The organism is Asticcacaulis sp. MM231 (assembly GCF_964186625.1).
GTDB lineage: Bacteria > Pseudomonadota > Alphaproteobacteria > Caulobacterales > Caulobacteraceae > Asticcacaulis.
In genome coordinates, this window is the sequence record NZ_OZ075108.1 from 2262633 (window position 1) to 2281599 (window position 18967).

General features: G+C 59.7%; 19 protein-coding genes and 1 pseudogene. 13 read left to right on the forward strand and 7 right to left on the reverse strand.

Annotated elements, in window-relative coordinates; translation table 11 throughout:
- Positions 1–214 precede the first annotated feature (214 nt).
- Complete coding sequence (locus ABQ278_RS11040) at positions 215–1597, forward strand: glycoside-pentoside-hexuronide (GPH):cation symporter (protein ID WP_349319638.1); 1383 nt, start codon at positions 215–217, stop codon at positions 1595–1597.
- Between the two features lie 8 nt (positions 1598–1605).
- Here ABQ278_RS11040 and ABQ278_RS11045 read toward each other — a convergent pair whose 3' ends face one another.
- The gene (locus ABQ278_RS11045) at positions 1606–3072 is read right to left on the reverse strand and encodes a sigma-54 dependent transcriptional regulator (protein WP_349319639.1); all 1467 of its coding nucleotides are present in this window, start codon (positions 3070–3072) and stop codon (positions 1606–1608) included.
- Between the two features lie 217 nt (positions 3073–3289).
- Here ABQ278_RS11045 and ABQ278_RS11050 point away from each other — a divergent pair, with 217 nt between their 5' ends.
- Entirely contained in the window at positions 3290–5092 is a 1803-nt protein-coding gene (locus ABQ278_RS11050) for a M3 family oligoendopeptidase (protein ID WP_349319640.1), read from the forward strand.
- Positions 5093–5240: 148 nt separating this feature from the next.
- On the opposite strand, the pseudogene ABQ278_RS11055 reads toward ABQ278_RS11050, so the two are convergent.
- Positions 5241–6542, reverse strand: a pseudogene (locus ABQ278_RS11055) (IS701 family transposase); the annotation flags it as partial.
- Positions 6543–6670: 128 nt separating this feature from the next.
- Between ABQ278_RS11055 and ABQ278_RS11060 the strand changes: the two are divergent.
- The 8 genes from ABQ278_RS11060 to ABQ278_RS11095 all read left to right on the forward strand — a co-directional run bounded on the left by ABQ278_RS11060 (position 6671) and on the right by ABQ278_RS11095 (position 13447).
- Positions 6671–7972: an amidohydrolase family protein gene (locus ABQ278_RS11060; RefSeq protein ID WP_349322151.1), complete on the forward strand. Its 1302-nt coding sequence runs from the start codon at positions 6671–6673 to the stop codon at positions 7970–7972.
- Positions 7973–8081: 109 nt separating this feature from the next.
- On the forward strand, positions 8082–8333 hold the full coding sequence (locus ABQ278_RS11065) for an aa3-type cytochrome c oxidase subunit IV (RefSeq protein ID WP_349319641.1): 252 nt from the start codon (positions 8082–8084) through the stop codon (positions 8331–8333).
- A 230-nt stretch (positions 8334–8563) separates the two neighbouring features.
- Positions 8564–9700, forward strand: a complete 1137-nt coding sequence (locus ABQ278_RS11070) for a Re/Si-specific NAD(P)(+) transhydrogenase subunit alpha (RefSeq protein ID WP_349319642.1) — start codon at positions 8564–8566, stop codon at positions 9698–9700.
- Positions 9700–10089, forward strand: a complete 390-nt coding sequence (locus tag ABQ278_RS11075; protein WP_349319643.1) for a nuclear transport factor 2 family protein — start codon at positions 9700–9702, stop codon at positions 10087–10089. The genes ABQ278_RS11070 and ABQ278_RS11075 overlap by 1 nt, the downstream gene beginning before the upstream one ends.
- A complete protein-coding gene (locus ABQ278_RS11080) occupies positions 10076–10441 on the forward strand; it encodes an NAD(P) transhydrogenase subunit alpha (RefSeq protein WP_349319644.1) in 366 nt (121 codons plus the stop codon). Before ABQ278_RS11075 ends, ABQ278_RS11080 begins: the two co-directional genes overlap by 14 nt.
- Positions 10442–11860 (forward strand): NAD(P)(+) transhydrogenase (Re/Si-specific) subunit beta, encoded by a 1419-nt coding sequence (locus ABQ278_RS11085; RefSeq protein ID WP_018081878.1) that lies wholly within the window; start codon positions 10442–10444, stop codon positions 11858–11860. It abuts the gene before it with no gap.
- 103 nt (positions 11861–11963) lie between these two features.
- Complete coding sequence (locus tag ABQ278_RS11090; protein ID WP_349319645.1) at positions 11964–12638, forward strand: hypothetical protein; 675 nt, start codon at positions 11964–11966, stop codon at positions 12636–12638.
- A 68-nt stretch (positions 12639–12706) separates the two neighbouring features.
- A complete protein-coding gene (locus tag ABQ278_RS11095; protein WP_349319646.1) occupies positions 12707–13447 on the forward strand; it encodes a hypothetical protein in 741 nt (246 codons plus the stop codon).
- Positions 13448–13478: 31 nt separating this feature from the next.
- On the opposite strand, the gene ABQ278_RS11100 is transcribed toward ABQ278_RS11095, so the two are convergent.
- From ABQ278_RS11100 to rpsU, 3 genes are all read right to left on the reverse strand, one after another.
- Positions 13479–13982, reverse strand: a complete 504-nt coding sequence (locus ABQ278_RS11100; protein ID WP_349319647.1) for a hypothetical protein — start codon at positions 13980–13982, stop codon at positions 13479–13481.
- A 137-nt stretch (positions 13983–14119) separates the two neighbouring features.
- Positions 14120–14521, reverse strand: coding sequence for an acyl-CoA thioesterase (locus ABQ278_RS11105; protein ID WP_018081882.1), 402 nt, complete (start codon positions 14519–14521; stop codon positions 14120–14122).
- Positions 14522–14630: 109 nt separating this feature from the next.
- On the reverse strand, positions 14631–14870 hold the full coding sequence (gene rpsU / locus ABQ278_RS11110) for a 30S ribosomal protein S21 (RefSeq protein WP_023447359.1): 240 nt from the start codon (positions 14868–14870) through the stop codon (positions 14631–14633).
- Positions 14871–15175: 305 nt separating this feature from the next.
- On the opposite strand from rpsU, the gene ABQ278_RS11115 reads away from it, so the two are divergent.
- Genes ABQ278_RS11115 through ABQ278_RS11125 form a run of 3 tightly spaced genes read left to right on the forward strand, consistent with a single transcriptional unit; the run spans position 15176 to position 17485 of the window.
- On the forward strand, positions 15176–15850 hold the full coding sequence (locus ABQ278_RS11115; RefSeq protein ID WP_349319648.1) for a COQ9 family protein: 675 nt from the start codon (positions 15176–15178) through the stop codon (positions 15848–15850).
- Positions 15847–16185, forward strand: coding sequence for a hypothetical protein (locus tag ABQ278_RS11120; protein ID WP_349319649.1), 339 nt, complete (start codon positions 15847–15849; stop codon positions 16183–16185). Before ABQ278_RS11115 ends, ABQ278_RS11120 begins: the two co-directional genes overlap by 4 nt.
- Before the next feature lie 40 nt (positions 16186–16225).
- On the forward strand, positions 16226–17485 hold the full coding sequence (locus ABQ278_RS11125; RefSeq protein WP_349319650.1) for a hypothetical protein: 1260 nt from the start codon (positions 16226–16228) through the stop codon (positions 17483–17485).
- Between the two features lie 41 nt (positions 17486–17526).
- Here ABQ278_RS11125 and ABQ278_RS11130 read toward each other — a convergent pair whose 3' ends face one another.
- Positions 17527–17811 carry a YciI family protein gene (locus ABQ278_RS11130; protein ID WP_018081887.1) on the reverse strand — a complete coding sequence of 95 codons (285 nt, stop codon included), beginning with the start codon at positions 17809–17811 and terminating at the stop codon, positions 17527–17529.
- Positions 17812–17890: 79 nt separating this feature from the next.
- A complete protein-coding gene (locus tag ABQ278_RS11135; RefSeq protein ID WP_349319651.1) occupies positions 17891–18967 on the reverse strand; it encodes a 5-(carboxyamino)imidazole ribonucleotide synthase in 1077 nt (358 codons plus the stop codon).

Genomic DNA, 18967 nt, shown 5'->3' on the forward strand with positions numbered 1-18967 from the left:
AGTCCTGCAAAGGGGCCAGCCCCTTTAAAAAACTCCCCTGACAGGCGATCTCAACAAAACGACACATTCGGTTGATTATAAAGACGGTTTTCACCGCTTTTGAAACTTCCACCGGTTGAGTAAAATTTTTGGGAAGAATGGCCTTACGAGTTCCTTAACCCCTGCGGACAAAAATCGATTACAGCCTGTCTAAATCAAGGCCGCGAGACCACTCATGACGCCAGCCTCTGATAAAGACGCTCTGCACGCCTACGAACCGGTTCGGCTTGGAGAAACCATAAGCTATGGCCTCGGCGATGTTGGGTTCAACATGTACTGGGCACCGGTCTCAGCCTTCATTATGGTCTATCTCGGCGATGTCGTGGGGCTAAGCCTGACCAGCATAGCCACCCTTCTGGTGACCATGCGCCTCGTCAGCGCCTTCGCTGATCCGGTGTTCGGCGCCATAGCCGACCGCACGCACACGGCTTATGGTCGCTATCGCCCTTGGTTTCTGTGGCTCTGCCTGCCGCTGGCTGCCGCGGGCATCCTGTTTTTCTCACTTGCCAATGCCCCGCATGACAGCAAGCTGTTCTCCGCCTATTTCGGCCTGATCCTGCTCAACCTGATCTATACCGGAGCCAACACCGCCTACAATGCGCTGTCCGGCGTCATTACCCCCGATTCAACCCAGCGCGAACAGATTATGAGCCTGCGCTTTGGCGGCGCGTTCCTGAGCGCAGTCCTGATCACATGGGCCACGCCCAGACTGGTCACTTGGGCCGGTCGTGGCAATGACGCGCTTGGCTGGCAGTTCGTCATGACCGTCTACGGCGTCATTGTGGTCGGCATATTGATCAATCTGTTCCTGCACACCCAGGAGCGCTTCGCCCTGACCTCACGACCCAACCCCAACCCACTGCGCGATGTGCGAGACCTGTTCCTCAACCGCCCATGGGTCATTCTGTTCTTGCTCGCCGGGGTCGTCATGGTCGCCTCGATGCTGCACACCTCGGTCGCCCCCTTCTACATGAGATCCTATGCCGGCAGACCTGACCTGGTCATCAGTATCGTCATGACCTTCACGCTTGGCCTGGCTGCAGGCTCCGCCGTCAGTTCGCTGTTGGCACGCGTCCTCTCGCGCCAGAGATGGATTTCGATCATGCTTGTGGTCGCCGGCCTCGCCTGTCTCGGCTTCTTTTTTTGTCAGCCAGGCCAGATCATTCTGATGTTCGTGCTGCAGGCCATAAGCGGTGTGGCCTTTGGCACCATCGCCACCCTCACCTTCGCCATGTATGCCGATACGGCGGATTACAACGCCTGGAAAACCGGCTACCGCGCCACCGCCATGACCTATTCGATGATCATGCTATCAAAGAAGATAGGCGCCGCCATCGCCGCCGCCATCATCGGCTGGGCGCTGGTCGACTACGCCGGCAACAAGGCGCCAACACCCTTCGTGCTTGACAATATCCGCCTTTTGACTGGACTGGGGCCGGCCATTATGGCCTTCGCCGGTGTGGGCATCATCGCGCTTTACGATCTGTCGCCCGAGCGGGTGATCAAGCTACAGGCGCAACTGCTGGGCGGCATCCGCGGCAAGACCCAAAATCACTAGCAGGATGATTAGCCCGCTTCCTTGACCAGCCCCTCAAGACCGCAATCGCGCACCTTGCGATACAGAGTTGAACGTCCGATACCGAGACGACGTGCCACTTCCGACATATGGCCAGCATAGACGCCTATCGCGTGTTCGATCAGGTCGCGCTCGATATCCTCAAGCTTGCGCAGGTGACCGGCGTCATCAAGGATACGCACCGGCGCGTCATGCAGGGCATCGTGATGCTCTTCCGTCAGGCTGGCAACGGCCTGACCAAGGGCCACGACCTGACCTTCGGCCGGTGCCATCATCGGCGCAACCTGGCCGCTGATCGCCGGGAAATCATAGGCTTGCAGATGCGGACTGTCGCTCAGCACGATGGCGCGATAGACGGTGTTCTCCAACTGGCGAACATTGCCCGGCCAGTCATAGGCGCACAACATCTGCATGGCCTCACTCGAAACACCGGTGACGCGCTTGCCTTCTTCAATATTGAAGCGGCGCACGAAGTGATCAATCAGGGCCGGAATATCGTCACGGCGTTCACGTAAGGATGGCGCTTCGATCGGGAAGACGTTGAGGCGATAGAACAGGTCTTCGCGGAAGGCGCCGGCCTTGACCTGATCACCGAGATTACGGTTGGTCGCCGAAATGATGCGGACATCAACCTTGATCGGACGCTTGGAGCCGACTGGATCGATTTCACCTTCCTGAAGTGCGCGCAGGAGCTTAACCTGCATGTCGAGCGGCAGTTCGCCTACCTCATCGAGGAACAGGGTGCCGCCATGGGCTTCCTGGAACTTGCCAAGGTGCTTGTCGGAGGCGCCGGTGAAAGAGCCCTTTTCGTGACCGAACAGGATGGATTCCACGAGGTTTTCCGGCAGGGCCCCGCAGTTAACCGCCACGAAAGGCTTGCCGGAGCGCTCGGAAGAGCCCTGAATGGCGCGGGCGATCAGTTCCTTGCCGACGCCGCTTTCACCGAGGATCAGCACGGGGATCGAGGACTTGGCGGCGCGTTCGCCCAGGCGGCGCACCAGAGCCATCGGGCCCGATGTGCCGATCAGGTCATCGAAACCAATGCGGTTGCCGGTGTGCTTCTTCAGGCGTGCCACTTCGGCCACCATATCACCCATCTGCAGGGCATTGCGTACTGAAACGAGAATGCGCTCAGGCGAGGCCGGCTTGATGAAGAAGTCCTGCGCCCCGGCCTGCATGGCCTTGACCACAGTATCGATACCGCCCGAAGCGGTCAGGACCACCACCGGCGTGCGGATGCCGGCGGCGCGAATTTCCTTCAAGGTATCAATGCCGGACTGGCCTGGCATGACGAGATCAAGAATGACAGCGTCGATGCCTGAATTCTGCGACAGACGTTCAACCGCCTGACCGCCATTTTCAGCGTGCATGACCGAGAAACCCTCGCGCTCCAGCACGGCCTGTATCAGGCGGCGTTGCGTGGGGTCGTCATCACAGATCAGGATCGTTTTCGCCATTTTCAATATCCACCATCGTCTGATTTCGCCGTCACCGGTGTCCGGATTTCGGCTTATTTTGAGACAAACCTAAGGGATCGGCGTGAAAATCAGGTGTAGACCTATAGTTAATGTCCCGTTTTTGTACGCTCTCCCCAAACAGGCGATCAGCATGAAGTGAAGGGACGGCGCATAAACCCTCTCGATTTTCGTTGTCTTTATGGCTATGTCCGCATGCATGAACACACATGTCCCCTCCCTCGATTCCGTCACCCAATTGCCCGTCTGGGATCTCACCGATCTGTACAGCGGACCCGAAGATCCCAAAATCGCTGAAGATTTCGCGCGCGGTGAAGGCCACGTCAAGGAACTGGCCAAACTGCAAGGCCAGTTCGTGGCGGCGCGCGGCAATGCGGAGCGCCTCGGCCTGCTGATCGATCAGGCCGGCAGCCTCTACGAAAAGGCGATGGACGATATGGGCGGCGCACTGGCCTATGCCACGCTGGCATCAACCATTGACCGCGAGAACGCCCGCATCGCCAAGATGCAGTCAGACCTCGGCACCCAGGCCGCGATGATCTCGGCTGACAGCCTATTCCTGTCGCTCGAACTGAACCAGCTCGAAGACTGGGAAATCGAGAATGCGCTCAAGATGGTCACCAAGGCGCAAAAATGGCGCCCCTGGCTGCGCCGTATCCGTGCCAGTCGTCCGCACGAACTGACGCCCGACCTGGAGCGCCTGATGCTGGAGCGTATGCCGGCGGTCGGGCAATGGTCGCGCCTGTTCGACGAGACCCTGACGCGGATGCGCGTCAGGATCGGTAAAGACTCCCTGACCCTCAACGAGGCGCTGAACCGCCTCTCCGCCCCTCAAGCCAACGTTCGTAAGGCGGCGGCAGTTGGGCTATCGGCGGCGCTCAGGGACAATGCCCCCGTGCTGGCCCTGACGCTCAACACCCTGGCCTTTGAAAAGCAGGTCGAGGATCGCTGGCGCAAATACGAAGATCCGGCAGCGTCGCGCCACCTCGCCAATGAGGTCGATAAGGACGCCGTTGACGCCATGGCCGAGGCCGTCGGGGAATCCTACGCCAACCTGTCGCACCGCTATTACAAGATCAAGGCAAAGATCCTTGGCAAGAAGCAGCTCGATTTCTGGGACCGCAACGCGCCGCTGACCCAGGATGTGCAGAAAAACTATAGCTGGGCCGAGGCGAAAAAGATCGTGCTCGACAGCTTCGCCAAGATGGGACCGGAATTCGCCGAACGCGCCCAGCGCTTTTTCGATCAACCATGGATCGACGCCGCGCCGCGCGCCGGCAAATCCTCCGGCGCCTATGCCCACCCGGTGACGGCCAACCGCCATCCCTATGTCATGCTAAACTTCACCGGCGACCGCCGCGAAGTGCTGACCCTGGCGCATGAGCTTGGCCATGCCGTCCACCAGACCCTGTGCCAGCCGCTCGGCTCGATCCTGGCCGACACACCGCTGACGCTCGCCGAAACCGCCTCCATCTTCGCCGAAGGGCTGGTGTTTGAGCATCTCGTCGCCACCGCCTCGCTGGAAGAGAAGAAGGCCCTGCTGGCCGGCAAGATCGAGGACGGCCTCAACTCCGTCATCCGCCAGATCGCCTTCCACCGCTTCGAGGAAAAGTTCCATACCGCCCGCCTCGAAGGCGAGGTCGCGCTCGATCAGATCAACGCCCTGTGGCTTGAGGTCATGGGCGAAAGCTTAGGGCCGGCCATCAAGCTCAATGACGGCTATGAAGTCTACTGGGCCTATGTCAGCCACTTCGTCCACTCGCCGTTCTACGTTTACGCCTATGCCTTTGGCGACCTGCTCGTCTCGGCCCTGATGGAAAAGCGCCGGGAAAATCCGGAAGCCTTCACCCCGCTCTACCGCGAACTGCTGGCTGGCGGCGGCACGAAAACCTATGTTGAAGCTCTGGCGCCCTTCGGCATGAACCCGCGCGACAAGGCCTTCTGGAAAATGGGCTGCGCCCGTCTGGAAGGGTTGATTGAGGCTTTTGAAGCCTTGGTTTAAGCGCTTGCGCCTAGTCTTACTGCGTCATAAAGTGGCATTCTCAGGTATTGTTGGCTTGGTGCAACATGGACATCGCTGCAGGGTTCGACTGAGGGCGACTGTCAAACATCGTCGGATGGTCGCAATCGAATCCCTGACGTGGCGTTCCGGCCTGATTGGGGGATCCACGGGGTCGATAACCTTGGGGAAGGTCAAGCTTTTTGAGGTTCTTGGCAATGTTCGGCCCTGAGGGGGGAATGGCCTCCCGTCGGGAGATTAGGAAGGCGTAGGCGGCGATACAGAGACTTGCATGATGATGGAAGCCTCTCCACCCTCGACCCTCGTAATGGCCAAGGCCTAGTTCCTGCTTGAGTTCCTGATAATCTCGCTCAATTCGCCACCGCAATTTGGCGGTGCTGACGAGATCTTCGAGTGACGTGTCTGCTGGCAAGGTAGCAAGCCAGTATTTGAGCGGCGCTTCATCGCCTTCAGGCCATTCGATCAGCAGCCATTCCTCAGGGCGGGGTTCTGTCAGCTTATGGTCGCGGGAGGCCGGGTGCAGCCAAAGCGCGGTAAAGCGTGAACTCAGGTCCACATTCGTACCTTCTCGCCAGCAGACCGTTTTCCAAACCTCGGGCGGCAGCTCCCGTGCCAGCGCCTTTGCCGAGATGGGCGCGTGGTCGGGATTACGTTGCAGCAACGACGGTGGTCGTCCCCGGCCACTCCAAGGTTTTGGAGGCAAAGGAGCTTGCCCTGGACGCCAGACACTGAGTGTCGGCTGTACACCCAAGACATAGGTGAGGCCAAGCGTGGTCAGGCCAGCGCGGAAGGTGCCATCCGCTCCGTAGCCAGCGTCAGCCAATACCACCCCAGGCGCAACACCGGCGGCCTTAGCGGTGCGGACCTGATCAAGTGCGATAGTCGGCTTTGTTTGGAAGCCTATCTCCTCAGGGACCTTCACTTTACGCCGCCGCTCTGGATCATCGCACCAGGTCTCAGGCAAATAAAGCCGATAGGCGATCGGTAGGCTGGCCGCAGCGTTCGCAACCGACAGGCTGACGGCGACCTGGCAGTTATCCTGTTTGCCGAGCTGACCACAATATTGCCGCGCTACGCCAACTGAGTGCCTCCCCTTCTTGGGAAAGCCGGTGTCGTCGATGATCCAGGCCTTGATCGGTCCATGCTGCTCGATCTGCGGAAGCACCCTCTCGCGAACCCGCGCCAAAAGCGCCTCGTCTGACCACGGTGCCTGCCCAACAAAATGCAACAAAGATTGGTGTTTCGCCGAAACCCGCGAAGGCGAAGTCACAGCGGCCAGGGGCTCTACGCTCTTGCGATCAACAGGCAGCATCAGACCAAGGCAGTAATCCTTCAACGGCTCCGCGCGATCGGCATGGCCGATCACATCAACCAGACTATGGACATAATCCAAAAACGATGCTTCACTTAATCGCGTGCTAAGGTCACTCATCCAGCCTCTCCTGAAGACTATGAATCGACGAGGCTAGCACATTTCCCCAAAACGCGAATCCCCCCAATTTTGTGACTCAGTAAGACTAGGATCTTTTCGTGATCGTCTCAGAGTTTACCACCTTGGGGATGATCATGAAACACCGTCTGCTTTTGACCGCCGCGCTGTCTTTCCTCGCCACCGGCGCCACGGCAAAAACCGTCGCCATCACCGCGGACAAACTGATCGAGGTCGAAACCGGCAAGGTGATAGCCAGGCCGGTCGTTATCATCACCGATGGCCGCATCACGGCTGAGGGCGTGCAAGGGTCGATCACCATCCCGGCCGATGCCGAAAAGATCGACCTCCCCGGCGTCACCCTCCTGCCGGGCCTGATCGACATGCACGTCCATCTCAACTCGGCGCCGGAATACAGCGGCTATAACTTTCTGCAAATGTCGGATCGTTTCTGGATGACCGTTGGCGCCTCCAACGCCAAAAAGACGCTTGATGCCGGCTTCACCACCGTGCGCAATGTCGGTTCTGAATTCTTCAACGATGTGGGCCTGCGCGAAGGCATCGATAACGGCTATATCTCTGGTCCGCGCCTCATCACCGCCACCTACGCCATCGGCGCCACCGGCGGCCACTGCGATGAAACCTATTTTCCGCAGTCGATGGATCAGAAATCACCCTATAATGTCGATAGTCCCGAAGAGGGTGTGAAGGTCGTCCGCACGCTCAAGAAATACGGCGCCACGGTCATCAAGGTCTGCGCCACCGGCGGCGTCTTCTCGCGCGGCGATACACCCGGCGCCCAGCAACTGGCCCTGCCTGAACTGAAAGCCATCGTCGATGAGGCCCATATGGACGGTCTAAAGGTCGCCGTCCATGCCCACGGTGCATCGGGCATATCCGATTCGATCCGTGCCGACGTTGACACCATTGAGCACGCCAGCCTGGTCGATGATGAAGGCATCAAGCTGGCCGTCCAGCACGGCACTTATTTCTCAATGGACATCTACAACACCGACTACACCCAGTCCGAAGGCGCGAAAAACGGCGTCCTGCCGGAAAATCTCAAGAAGGACGCAGATATCGGCGAGATCCAGCGTGAGAACTTCCGCAAGTCGCTCAAGGCCGGCGTGAAAATGATCTACGGGACCGACGCTGGAATCTATCCGCATGGTGACAATGCCCGACAATTCGCGGTCATGGTGCGCTACGGCGCCACGCCCTTGCAGGCGATTCAGGCGGCCACGGTCAATGCCGGTCAGGCGCTTGGCTGGCAGGCCGATGTCGGCAGCCTCAAGGTGGGTCACTATGGCGATATCATCGGTGTCACCAGCGATCCGTTGGCCGATGTCACCGCGCTGGAACATCCGGCCTTCGTCATGAAAGGCGGCGAGGTTTACCGGAGCGGCGGCAAGGTGGTTGATCCGACCCGGTAAGCGCGACACAGAACCGCCCTATTGACCAAATCAGCAGGCTTTTGTAAGGATCGGTCAAAGATATCTGTTCACAGGGCAGATGCACCCGCCCCTATAAGGAATAAGTTCCATGGCCGATCCTCACGATCATTCGACCGACGATTATGTACGTGGCGAGATGGATGTCCATGAGCACCAGCATTCCTTCGAGCTGTTCGTCAACATGACCAAGTGGGGCAGCCTGGTTATTACGGTTGCGCTCGTCTTCCTTATCGTGCTGACCAGCACCAAGCTGGGCTTTATCACCGCCGTAGTGTCGGCCGTGGTGGTCGCCGGTCTCGGCTGGGTCGTGCTAAAAAAGAAGCCCGACGCCAGCCACTAAGCTCGCGGGCGTCGTCTGACGCCGAAAAAAAGCCGATATATCCTGCACACAAGGCCTCGCCCGCTTTTCCGCGTGGGTGAGGCCTTGGCATGCATGTGATCTTGCAGAGCGTAACAAGGCTTTGACTTGACCTTCATTTCCCCATAACAAACATCTTAACAAACAAGCGACTCCGGTCGTTGCAGGTGCATCAAAATCATAGTGATGCCGTCGAGAAAGAGGAAACCATCATGGGCTTAACCCTCGCCGTTACCAAGGAACAGATCGCGGGCGAGACCCGCGTCGCCGCCACGCCTGACACCGTCAAGAAATGGACTGCCGCGGGCTTAACTGTCAAAGTCCAGACTGGCGCAGGCCTAGGCGCTTCGATCACCGACGAGGCTTATACGGCTGCCGGCGCCACGATCGCCAAGACCGTGAAGGATACCCTTAAGGACGCCGATATCGTGCTCAAGGTGCGCGGCCCGGCCAAGGATGAGATCGCAGCGCTGAAAGCCGGCGCCATCGTAATCGCCATGCTCGATGCTTACCGAGAGAATCAGACGCTAAACGCGCTCGCCTCGGCCGGCGCCTCCGCTTACGCCATGGAGTTCGTGCCGCGCATCACCCGCGCGCAGGTCATGGACGTTCTGTCGTCGCAGGCCAATCTGGCCGGCTATCGCGCCGTCATCGAAGCCGCCAATGCCTATGGTAAGGCCTTCCCGATGATGATGACCGCCGCTGGTACGGTGGCGCCCGCCAAGGCCTTTATCATGGGTGTCGGCGTCGCCGGCCTCCAAGCCATCGCCACCGCGCGTCGCCTGGGCGCTGTGGTCACCGCCACCGATGTGCGCCCGGCCACCAAGGAGCAGGTGGAAAGCTTAGGCGCCAAGTTCCTGGCGGTCGAGGACGAGGAGTTCAAGAACGCCCAGACCGCCGGCGGCTACGCCAAGGAAATGTCGGCGGAATACAAGGCCAAGCAGGCGGCGCTGACCTCATCGCACATCGCCAAACAAGACATCGTCATCACCACGGCCCTGATCCCCGGCCGTGCCGCGCCGATCCTCGTCACCAGGGAGCAGGTTGCCAGTATGAAGCCCGGCTCGGTCCTGATCGATCTGGCCGCCCCCCAGGGCGGCAATGTCGAGGGCTGCGTCGCCGATCAGATCGTGGACGTCAATGGTGTCAAGATCATAGGCCTGTCGAACATCACCGCCAGCATCGCCACCGATGCCTCGGCGCTCTATGCCAAGAACCTGCAGGCCTTTGTAGGCCTGCTTATCAATAAAGACGGCGCGCTGGCCCCTGATGCCGAGGATGAAATCCTCAAGGCCGCGCTCGTCACCCACGGCGGCGCCATCGTGCACCCCAATCTGAAAGACGCCTGATGGCCTATATCGATTACGAACAAAAAGCCGCTGAATGGTATGAAGCGTGGAATTCGCGCGATGCGCAGAATATCTGCGATCTTTATGCCGACAATCTGGTGTTTATCTCGCCCTTCGTCGCCAAGCTCGGCCTGTCAGAGCGCGGCGTCCTGACCGATATTCAGGCCTTTTATTCCTATGTTTCCAGCACCTTGCCGCGCGTACCTAACCTGAAATTTGAGCCGGTTGCCAACTGCATCGGCGCGCAAGGGCACACGCTCGTCTATCGCAATCAGTCAAGCCATATCGTGGCGGAGACCTTTGAATATAACGATCAGGGCCTGATCCGTCTGGCCAATGTCGCCTTCTCGACCGCACCGATCAAGAGGAAAAACTATGGAAGCCGTTGATCCCACCATCTTCCGTCTGGCCATTTTCGTGCTGGCCATTTTCGTCGGCTACTACGTGGTGTGGAGCGTCACACCGGCCCTGCATACGCCGTTGATGGCGGTCACCAACGCTATTTCCTCGGTCATCATCGTCGGCGCCTTGATCGCTGCCGCCGCGCATGCGGAGGGTGCGGGTATAGGCGTCTGGATATCCAAGGGCGCGGGCGGATTGGCCTCGGCGCTGGCGGCGGTCAATATCTTCGGCGGCTTTATGGTGACGCGCCGGATGCTGGCCATGTACAAGAAAAAAGAGAGGCCGCAGCCCTCAAGCAGCGAAGCGGCAGGGCAAACGAAAAATGGGGAGGGCAAGTAAATGGATTTCGCCAATATCTCTGCCCTCGCCTACCTGATCTCCGGCGTCCTCTTCATCCTGGCCCTGCGCGGCCTGTCGTCGCCGGAAACCAGCCGCAAGGGCAATCTCTATGGCATGATCGGCATGGCCATCGCCATCGGCGTCACCATCCTGTCGCTGCTCGGCAAGGGTGATCTCGATCCGGTCACCATCGTCATCATCCTGTGCGGCATCGCCGTCGGCGGCATTGCCGGCATGACCATTGCGCAGAAGGTCTCCATGACCTCCATGCCGCAGCTCGTAGCCGCCTTCCACTCGCTCGTCGGCCTGGCCGCCTGCATGGTCGCTATCGGCGCGCTCTACGCACCACAAGCCTTCGGCATCGATGACGGCGCGGGCGGAATCAAGACACAATCCTTAATCGAACTGTCGCTGGGCGTCGCCATCGGCGCCATCACCTTCACCGGTTCGGTCATTGCGTTTGCCAAACTCAACGGCAATATGTCGGGCGCACCGATCATCCTGCCGGCCCGCCACCTGATCAATATTGCTTTGGGCGTCGCCGTCGTGGCGCTGATCGTCACCCTGATCGTGACGCACGGCCTGGCCACCTGGGCCTTCTGGGGCATCTTCGTAATCGCCCTCGTGCTCGGCATCACCCTGATCGTGCCCATCGGCGGCGCTGACATGCCGGTCGTCGTCTCCATGCTCAACTCCTATTCTGGCTGGGCAGCGGCGGCACTTGGCTTCACGCTGGAAAACATCGCCCTGATCATCACCGGCGCCCTGGTCGGCTCCTCAGGCGCCATCCTCAGCTACATCATGTGCAAGGGCATGAACCGCAACTTCTTCAGCGTCATCATGGGCGGCTTCGGCGGAGACACCGCCGCCGCCGGCAGTGGCGCGGTCGAAACGCGCCCCGTCAAACAAGGCTCGGCCGACGACGCCGCCTTCATCATGAAGAACGCCTCGAAGGTCATCATCGTGCCCGGTTACGGCATGGCGGTGGCGCAGGCCCAGCACGCCCTGCGCGAAATGGCCGACAAGCTGAAAGAAGAAGGCGTCGAAGTGAAATACGCCATCCATCCGGTCGCCGGACGGATGCCGGGCCACATGAACGTCCTGCTGGCCGAAGCCAATGTGCCCTATGATGAGGTGTTCGAACTGGAGGACATCAATTCCGAATTCGCAACGGCGGACGTCGCCTTCGTCATCGGCGCCAACGACGTGACCAACCCGGCCGCCAAGACCGATCCGACCTCAGCTATCTTCGGTATGCCGATCCTCGAAGTTGAAAAGGCCCGGACCATTCTCTTCATCAAGCGCGGCATGTCGGCCGGCTATGCGGGTGTCGAAAACGAGTTGTTCTTCAAGGACAACACCATGATGCTGTTCGGCGACGCCAAGAAAATGGTCGAAGGCATCGTCAAGGGGCTGTAATCGCTGTTTGGTCTAAGAAATTTAAGGCGCAACGGTCTTCGTTGCGCCTTAAATTTTGCACAATGGCCTGATTATGTGTCTGTTATCATCTGGGGGAAATTACATGCACCGTCGCGCCTTGCTCATCACGTCCGCCGCCTTTCTGGCCATGGCGCCTGCCGCCTTCGCCGAAACAGAAAGCAAAAGCGTTCCGGCCGAGAAGCTGTTTCCCTTCCTCAGCAACTATTACAGCCTGCCAGCGGCCGAGCGCAGTCATTTTCGGCTGGCCTACACGATGATGGTGCAAGGCGGCAAGGCCGAACAGATTTCCCTGATCCTGCATGACGGCGCGAAGATCATGCCGAACGCCCAAGGCTATCTGGCGCCCCTGCCGACCGCCGCGCAACTCAAGGGCAAGCTGACCTATAGCCGCCCCGCCGGGGTCAAGTTCGGCGTGGCACTCGATCTCCAGCCCACCCAGCCCCCGGCGCAGACGATGGACGCCAGGGCGCTGGCACTCTCGGTCACGCAGGCGCTGAAAGGCTCAAAGAAGGTGGCCGGCCTGATGGCCATGGCCCTGCCAACCTTCGATCGCATCGAGATTCGTGGCGTCAGCACCGGACAGGTCAAGCTGGCCGATGGCTCGACCCGGGCGCTTGGTCTGATCGGGGCGACGAAGGACAAAAAGGGTGTTTATCACCCGGCCCATATCAGCTATGTGCCGGCGGAATGGCCCACGGCGGCAAGCGTCAGTTTCGATGCAACGCCGTCGAAACTGCTGATCGACGCCAAGTCGTAACCCCGTTCAGGCCCCATTCAGCCTTAACTTTTTATACTCGGGCAGGTTATGATAGAGGTCATAACAAGATGATGATGGTAACGATGTCCAAGCTTTTGAAAAACCTGTCGAAATCCGCTGGCCTGGCGCTGTCGCTCAGCCTGCTGGGTGCTGGTGTGCCCGCCATGGCCGCGCCGCCGCCGGTCACCGCCAACGGTATCACCACACAGACGGCCGCCGCTTCCGACGTTTTTCCGGGCTATAAGGCTTTCCTGAATATGCCAGCCGCCCAGCGCAGCCAGGTCAATCTTTACTACGCCCTGCGCATCAAGCGCACAGATCCCTCGAAGGTGCATGTCACCTTGACCCATGCCGGCAAGACGACGCCGATCCAGATCGGCGCGGGCGGTCGCCTGAGCCCCTTGCCGACGCGCGAACAACTGAACAGTGGCGCCACTATCAAGATCAGCGGTCCCGAAGGCGCTGGCGTGGGCATCAAAATCCACCCCTACTCCACCCAACCGAACAGCCAAACCTATGACGCTGCGGGCCTCGCCACCGGCATCAAGCAGGGTAATGTGGCCACAAGCCAGATCGCGGGCCCTCTGGCCCTGATGCTGCCGAAGCTTGATCGTGTCTATTTCATCGGCGGTGGTAATGGTGAGGTCGAATTCGCCAACGGACAGAAAAAGCCCCTGCCGCGCACCGCTCAGGCTGGCGAATACCCTGCGGGCACGCCCTACTTTGTGCCGTCGCAGATGGCTGGCGCGACGCATATCAAGCTCAGCGCCATACCCAGCATCGCGCACTTCGATACGCCACCGAAATAAGCCCTAAACCTGGGCCATTAAACCTGGGCCATTAAACCTGGGCTTGGGCCTTCACGGATTTCTGCGCCACCATGTACATGCCGAGCCAGCCGCCGGCGAAGGCGCAAATGCCGGTCAGCACCGGGCAAAGCAGGAACAGCGTCATGTTGTTCGGCAGGTGCAGCAGGTCGATCCAGAAATAGGCGGTCAGCAGGATACCGGCGATCCAGGCGGGAAACTGGCCGATCTTGCCCATGACGACGGAAAAATAACCGCCGACAAGTGTGCCGACCACCCAGGTCAGCGGGATGATGATGAAGACCTGCGATGCCACCGTCTTCATCAGTTCGGCCTTTTGCTCGGCATCGACCATGTAGATACCGGGCGGGAACGGGAACATCTGATCGAGCACATATTTGGCGATCGTATAGACCAGCATACCGATCAGCAGGCCGGACAATACCGCCAGCACCACGACCAGAACCTGACGGGTCTTCGTGTCGTCCCACTCGCTGAGCCAGTCCTGAAAATGGTCTGTAAACGACGATTTCGCCATGGCAGATAACCCCTAAATCCGCATTATACCCAAGCCTCCTGACGGGAAAGCATGGACTACGGCCACAGTGTTAACACAATCTCAACCCGCTTGGCAAAGACAGTTTTCGGACGAATTCCGCAGCGCCGCGCCGTCGCTTAAGCCCGAACCGGACGAGGTTTGCCGAAATCATCGATACCGACAAAGGTGAAAATACCTTCGGTGACACGGGTCTTTTCCTCACCTTCGCGCGGTCGGCGGTAGGCGTCCACCTTCATCTTCATCGAGGTGCGTCCGACCGAGATAACCTTGGCATAGACCGTCACCTCGTCCCCCACCTGCACCGGCGTCAGGAAGACCATGCCATCGACCGCGATGGTGGCGACACGGCCTTTCGACAGGCGCGCCGCTATATTGCCCGCCGCAAGGTCCATCTGTGACATCAGCCAGCCGCCGAAAATATCGCCGGAAGGGTTTGTGTCGGCCGGCATGGCCGTGGTCAGGATGCCGAGATCAGCAGGATCGGGCAATTCGGAATGATCGTGGGGGCTGATGGCCATTGTGCATGTATCCTTTAATCACAGCAAAAAGCGCTGAAAGCCATGCCTTCAGCGCTCTTATATCGTATCATTTGATGAGGGCAACGCCTTAAGCCTTGCCGCAACAAACTTAAGCGCGGGCCGGACGCGGCGGCGAAGCGGGCAGACCGCCTTCACGTTGCAGACGCTTGCGAGCCAGCTTGCGGGCGCGGCGCACGGCTTCAGCCTGTTGACGGGCGCGCTTCTCGGAAGGCTTTTCGTAATGAACGTGGCGCTTCATTTCGCGGAAGGAGCCTTCACGCTGCATCTTCTTCTTCAGGGCCTTCAGAGCCTGATCGACGTTGTTGTCACGGACAAAAATCTGTACCAAAAGGTATCTCTCCATTCAGGGTTCGTAGACTGATGATGGGGAACGCCAGCGCCGTAGCGTAGGCCCGTCAGCCAATAGTGAAAAAGAAAACTGTGCCCGCAAACCGAAGGCCTGCAGGAAGATCGGTCATGGCCATACATGAGGCGATGCCGGATGTCCAGCCGAACCCCGCTTGAAAAGGGTTTTTCTCGCTGTTTTTTTATTCTTTCCGCCGGTGGCCGCGCTTTAAAGCCGTTCGCACATGCGACATTTTGTTACCAGCCTACCCCTTGGCGTGCGCCCATATAGCGCCTATTGTAAGCCTCATGACAAGTGCTGCGCCCCTGCCCCATCTGAAAGCCGCTGAAATCCGCCTGGCCCATGCCGTAGCGGGTTTTGTACCAGAATTGGGCCTGAACCGCATGTCGGTCGAGGCCGGCGCCCGCAGCTTAAGCCTCAGCGCAGGCGAGCGCGACCTGACCGCTCCGCACGGGGCCGCCGATATCGCCGCGATTCTCTGGCGCGAACACGATGCTGTGCTTCTCAGCGACGCCACGACCGAATCACTGGCCGTCATGAAGATTCGTGACAAGATCGCCTTCCTGCTCAATCTGCGCCTCGATGAAGCGGCGCGTCATGAAAAACTGGCCTCGCGCCTGATGGGCTTCTTCGCCCTGCCCCAGCACGCCGCGCTCTATCACCGCCTGCTGTGGGAAACTTCCGATATCATCTGGCGCCTGGCCGGAGACAAGGCGCTCGACGAGAATCACTATTCCAAGCGCATGATCGTCAGCGGCATCCTGACCACCGCGATGATGACGCGCCTCAGCCGTGGCCGCGAAGCACAGCTTGAGCAGATCAATCGCAATATCGGTCAGGTTATGGAATTCGAGAAGTTCAAGGCCAAGCTCCCCGCCAAACCGGAAGAGATTATTCTCAATCTGGCGCGTTCGCTCGGCCGCCTGCGCTTTGGTCGTACGACGGCCGACGCCACGCCATGAAGCACCTGCGCGTCCTCTTTGCCGCGATGTGGGCCTGCGTCTGGCTGCTGTTCTCCCTGACAGCCACCAGCGCCATGCCCGCCATGGCGGCGGACGCAGCCCCCATGCCCTGCCATATGGAGAGCATGGACGGCATGGATATGGACCACAAGCCTGCTACGCCGTCACCACAGAGCGTCATGCCCTGTTGCAGCCAGCCCACCCTGCCAGCAATTGCCGAAGCTATAGCCCTGTTGTCACGTCCGTTTGTAAGCGCACGCCTGACGCCTGAGCCTGCCGCACCGCTGATCAACCTCCCTGCCCGACTGGAGCCGCGTCCCCCGAAAATTGCCTGATGGTCTGAGTCCCTTTCCCATCATATTTTCAGGAGACATCATGTCCCGTTTCACGACCGCGTCGCTCGCGGCGCTAATGGCGCTGAGCGCTGCCCCCACATTCGCTCAAACAACCGCCCAAACAACTCAAGACTCTTCCGGCCACGATACGTCCGGCATGGACATGTCAGGTCACGACATGCAAAATCACGATATGTCTGGCATGGATATGAGCCCACCGAAGTCCGGCTGGAACATCATGACACACGCCGTGCTGAACTTCGTGGCCGACGATCAGGAAGGCCCACGCGGCGGCTCCAAGGCCTTCGCCGAAGGCATGTTCATGGTCATGGCCAGCCGTGCCCTCAATGACAGCACCGATCTCGATCTCCAACTCATGCTGTCGCCCGACGCCTTCATGGGCAAGAGCGGCTACCCCCTGCTGCTCCAGACCGGTGAAACCGCCGATGGTGTTCATCACCTGACCGATGCCCAGCATGCGCACGAACTTTTCATGGGCATGACGGCCAAGGTCACACATCACTTCGACGCCGACACCAGGGGCTTTGTTCTGGTCGGCTGGCCGGGCGAATACGGCTTTGGCCCGACCGCTTTCATGCACCGCGCTTCGGGCGAGAACTTCCCGACCGCGCCGATCTCGCACCACTGGCTCGATTCCGGCCATATCAGCATGGGCGTCGTGACAGCCGGCTTCGCCAGGGGCCCGCTCCAGATCGAGGTGACGCAGTTCACAGGCCGCGAGCCCGATCAGCACCGTTATGATCTGGAAACGCCGGATCTCAACTCGACCGCGTTACGCCTGACATGGGCGGTCAATGATCGCCTGACTGCGCAAACCTCATGGGCGCGTCAGATCAGCCCTGAGCAACTGTCGCCTGAGGAAAACGTGCAACGGCGCTCCGTGAGCTTCGACTACAACCAGCCCTTCAAGGCCGGGACATTGTATTCCACCCTCGCCTATGGTTATAAAGAGGTCGAGCACAGCACGGACAAGCCGACCGAGGCCTATCTGTTTGAGAACACGTTCAAATTCAATGACAAGTGGATGGCGCTTGGCCGCTATGAGCGCGTCTACAATAATGAACTGGTCCACGACAGCGCCTACTGGGTGGCCCAGACCGAGATCGGCGCCATTCGCACCTTTAACCTCGGCCACGACATGACACTGGGCCTTGGGCTGGTGCGCCAGTTCAACACGGTGCCTGACGCGCTGAAACCCGTTTATGGCGACCATCCGAACGGCACGGTCGCCTTTCTTCAATTCAAACTCCATCCCATGTCACCCGGCATGACGATGTAAGGAAAAGGCCCCGCCAGTGATCTGGCGGGGCCTTATTCAACTTAGCCTTTCAGGCTGTCCAGCCCGTCGGCGGTCGAAGTGATATTGACCTCGGCGATGGTGTAGTCGGCGACACCGTTCACATTGAACGGATCGCGCTTCATCATGGCTTCCAGTTCATCACGGCTGCCGGCAGCGAAGATCATGCCACCGGTGCGCGGGACGCGGCGGCCAGCCGCCAGGAAGGTGCCGGCGGCATAGCCTTCCTTGAGCCACGCCATGTGGGCTTCAAGGTGGCGATCGACTTCGTCATTGGGGACCTTATAGGTCAGGGTCACGATATGCATGGAGAGATTTCCTTTTGTTTATGAGGACGTCTCTGCCTCGTTTTTTTGTAAGGTGCAATTCGCAAGTGCGAGAAGGCCACTATTTAATGCGGTTAATGTGGCCCATCTTGCGCCCGACCCGCGGCTCATCCTTGCCATAGACATAAAGACGCGACTGCGGTTCGGCGGCGAGTTGCGGCCAGTTCAGGATATCCGGTCCCAACAGGTTGGTCATCTCGACCGTGCAGCGCGCCGAAGTATCACCGAGCGGCCAGCCCACAACGGCGCGAATATGCTGCTCGAACTGGTCGCACAGACAGCCGTCCTGGGTCCAGTGACCTGAATTATGAACGCGCGGCGCAATCTCGTTGAGCACCAGTTCATCCCCCGGCAGCACGAAGAGTTCCACCGCCAGGACGCCGACATAGTCGAGCCCTTCCAGCACCTTGCGGGCGATCTCAAACGCCTTGGCCGTCACCGCTTCGGAGACCTGCGCCGGCGCCAGGGTGGTGGACAGGATGCCGCCGACATGGTGGTTCTGACCAATCGGGAAGATCCTGATTTCGCCGTTCCAGCCACGCGCCGCCACCACCGATATCTCGCGGGTGAAACTGGCCTTGGCCTCCAGAATCGACGGGCGCCCACCGAGCGAGGCATAGGCGGTATCGACCTCATCGGGCGAACGCACCCAGATCTGTCCCTTGCCGTCATAACCTTCACGGCGGGTTTTCAGCAGGGCTTCCGGCGTGGGGGAGGCCTGCATGGCGGCTTCCAGATCGGCCACCGAATTGATCTCGAAGAAATCGACCGTATCGATACCGGCTTCACGCGCAAAGGTCTTTTCCAGAACGCGGTCCTGCGTGATGCGCAGCGCCTTGGACGATGGCGCGACCACGGCGCCCTTGCCGGTCAGGAAATCGAGGCTGTCGGCGGGGACGTTCTCGAACTCGAACGTAATGACATCGCAGCCTTCGGCCAGACGTTCCAGCACGGCCTCGTCGGTGTAGGCCGCCACCTTAGAGGCCAGCGATACCTGCGCGGCGGGGGAGCCAACATCCGGCCCGAACGTCACCACCTTGAAGCCGAGGCGTGAGGCGGCTTGCGACAACATGCGGCCCAACTGGCCGTCACCGAGAATACCGATCGTGCTGCCAAGCGGCAGGGGAGCTTTAAGCAT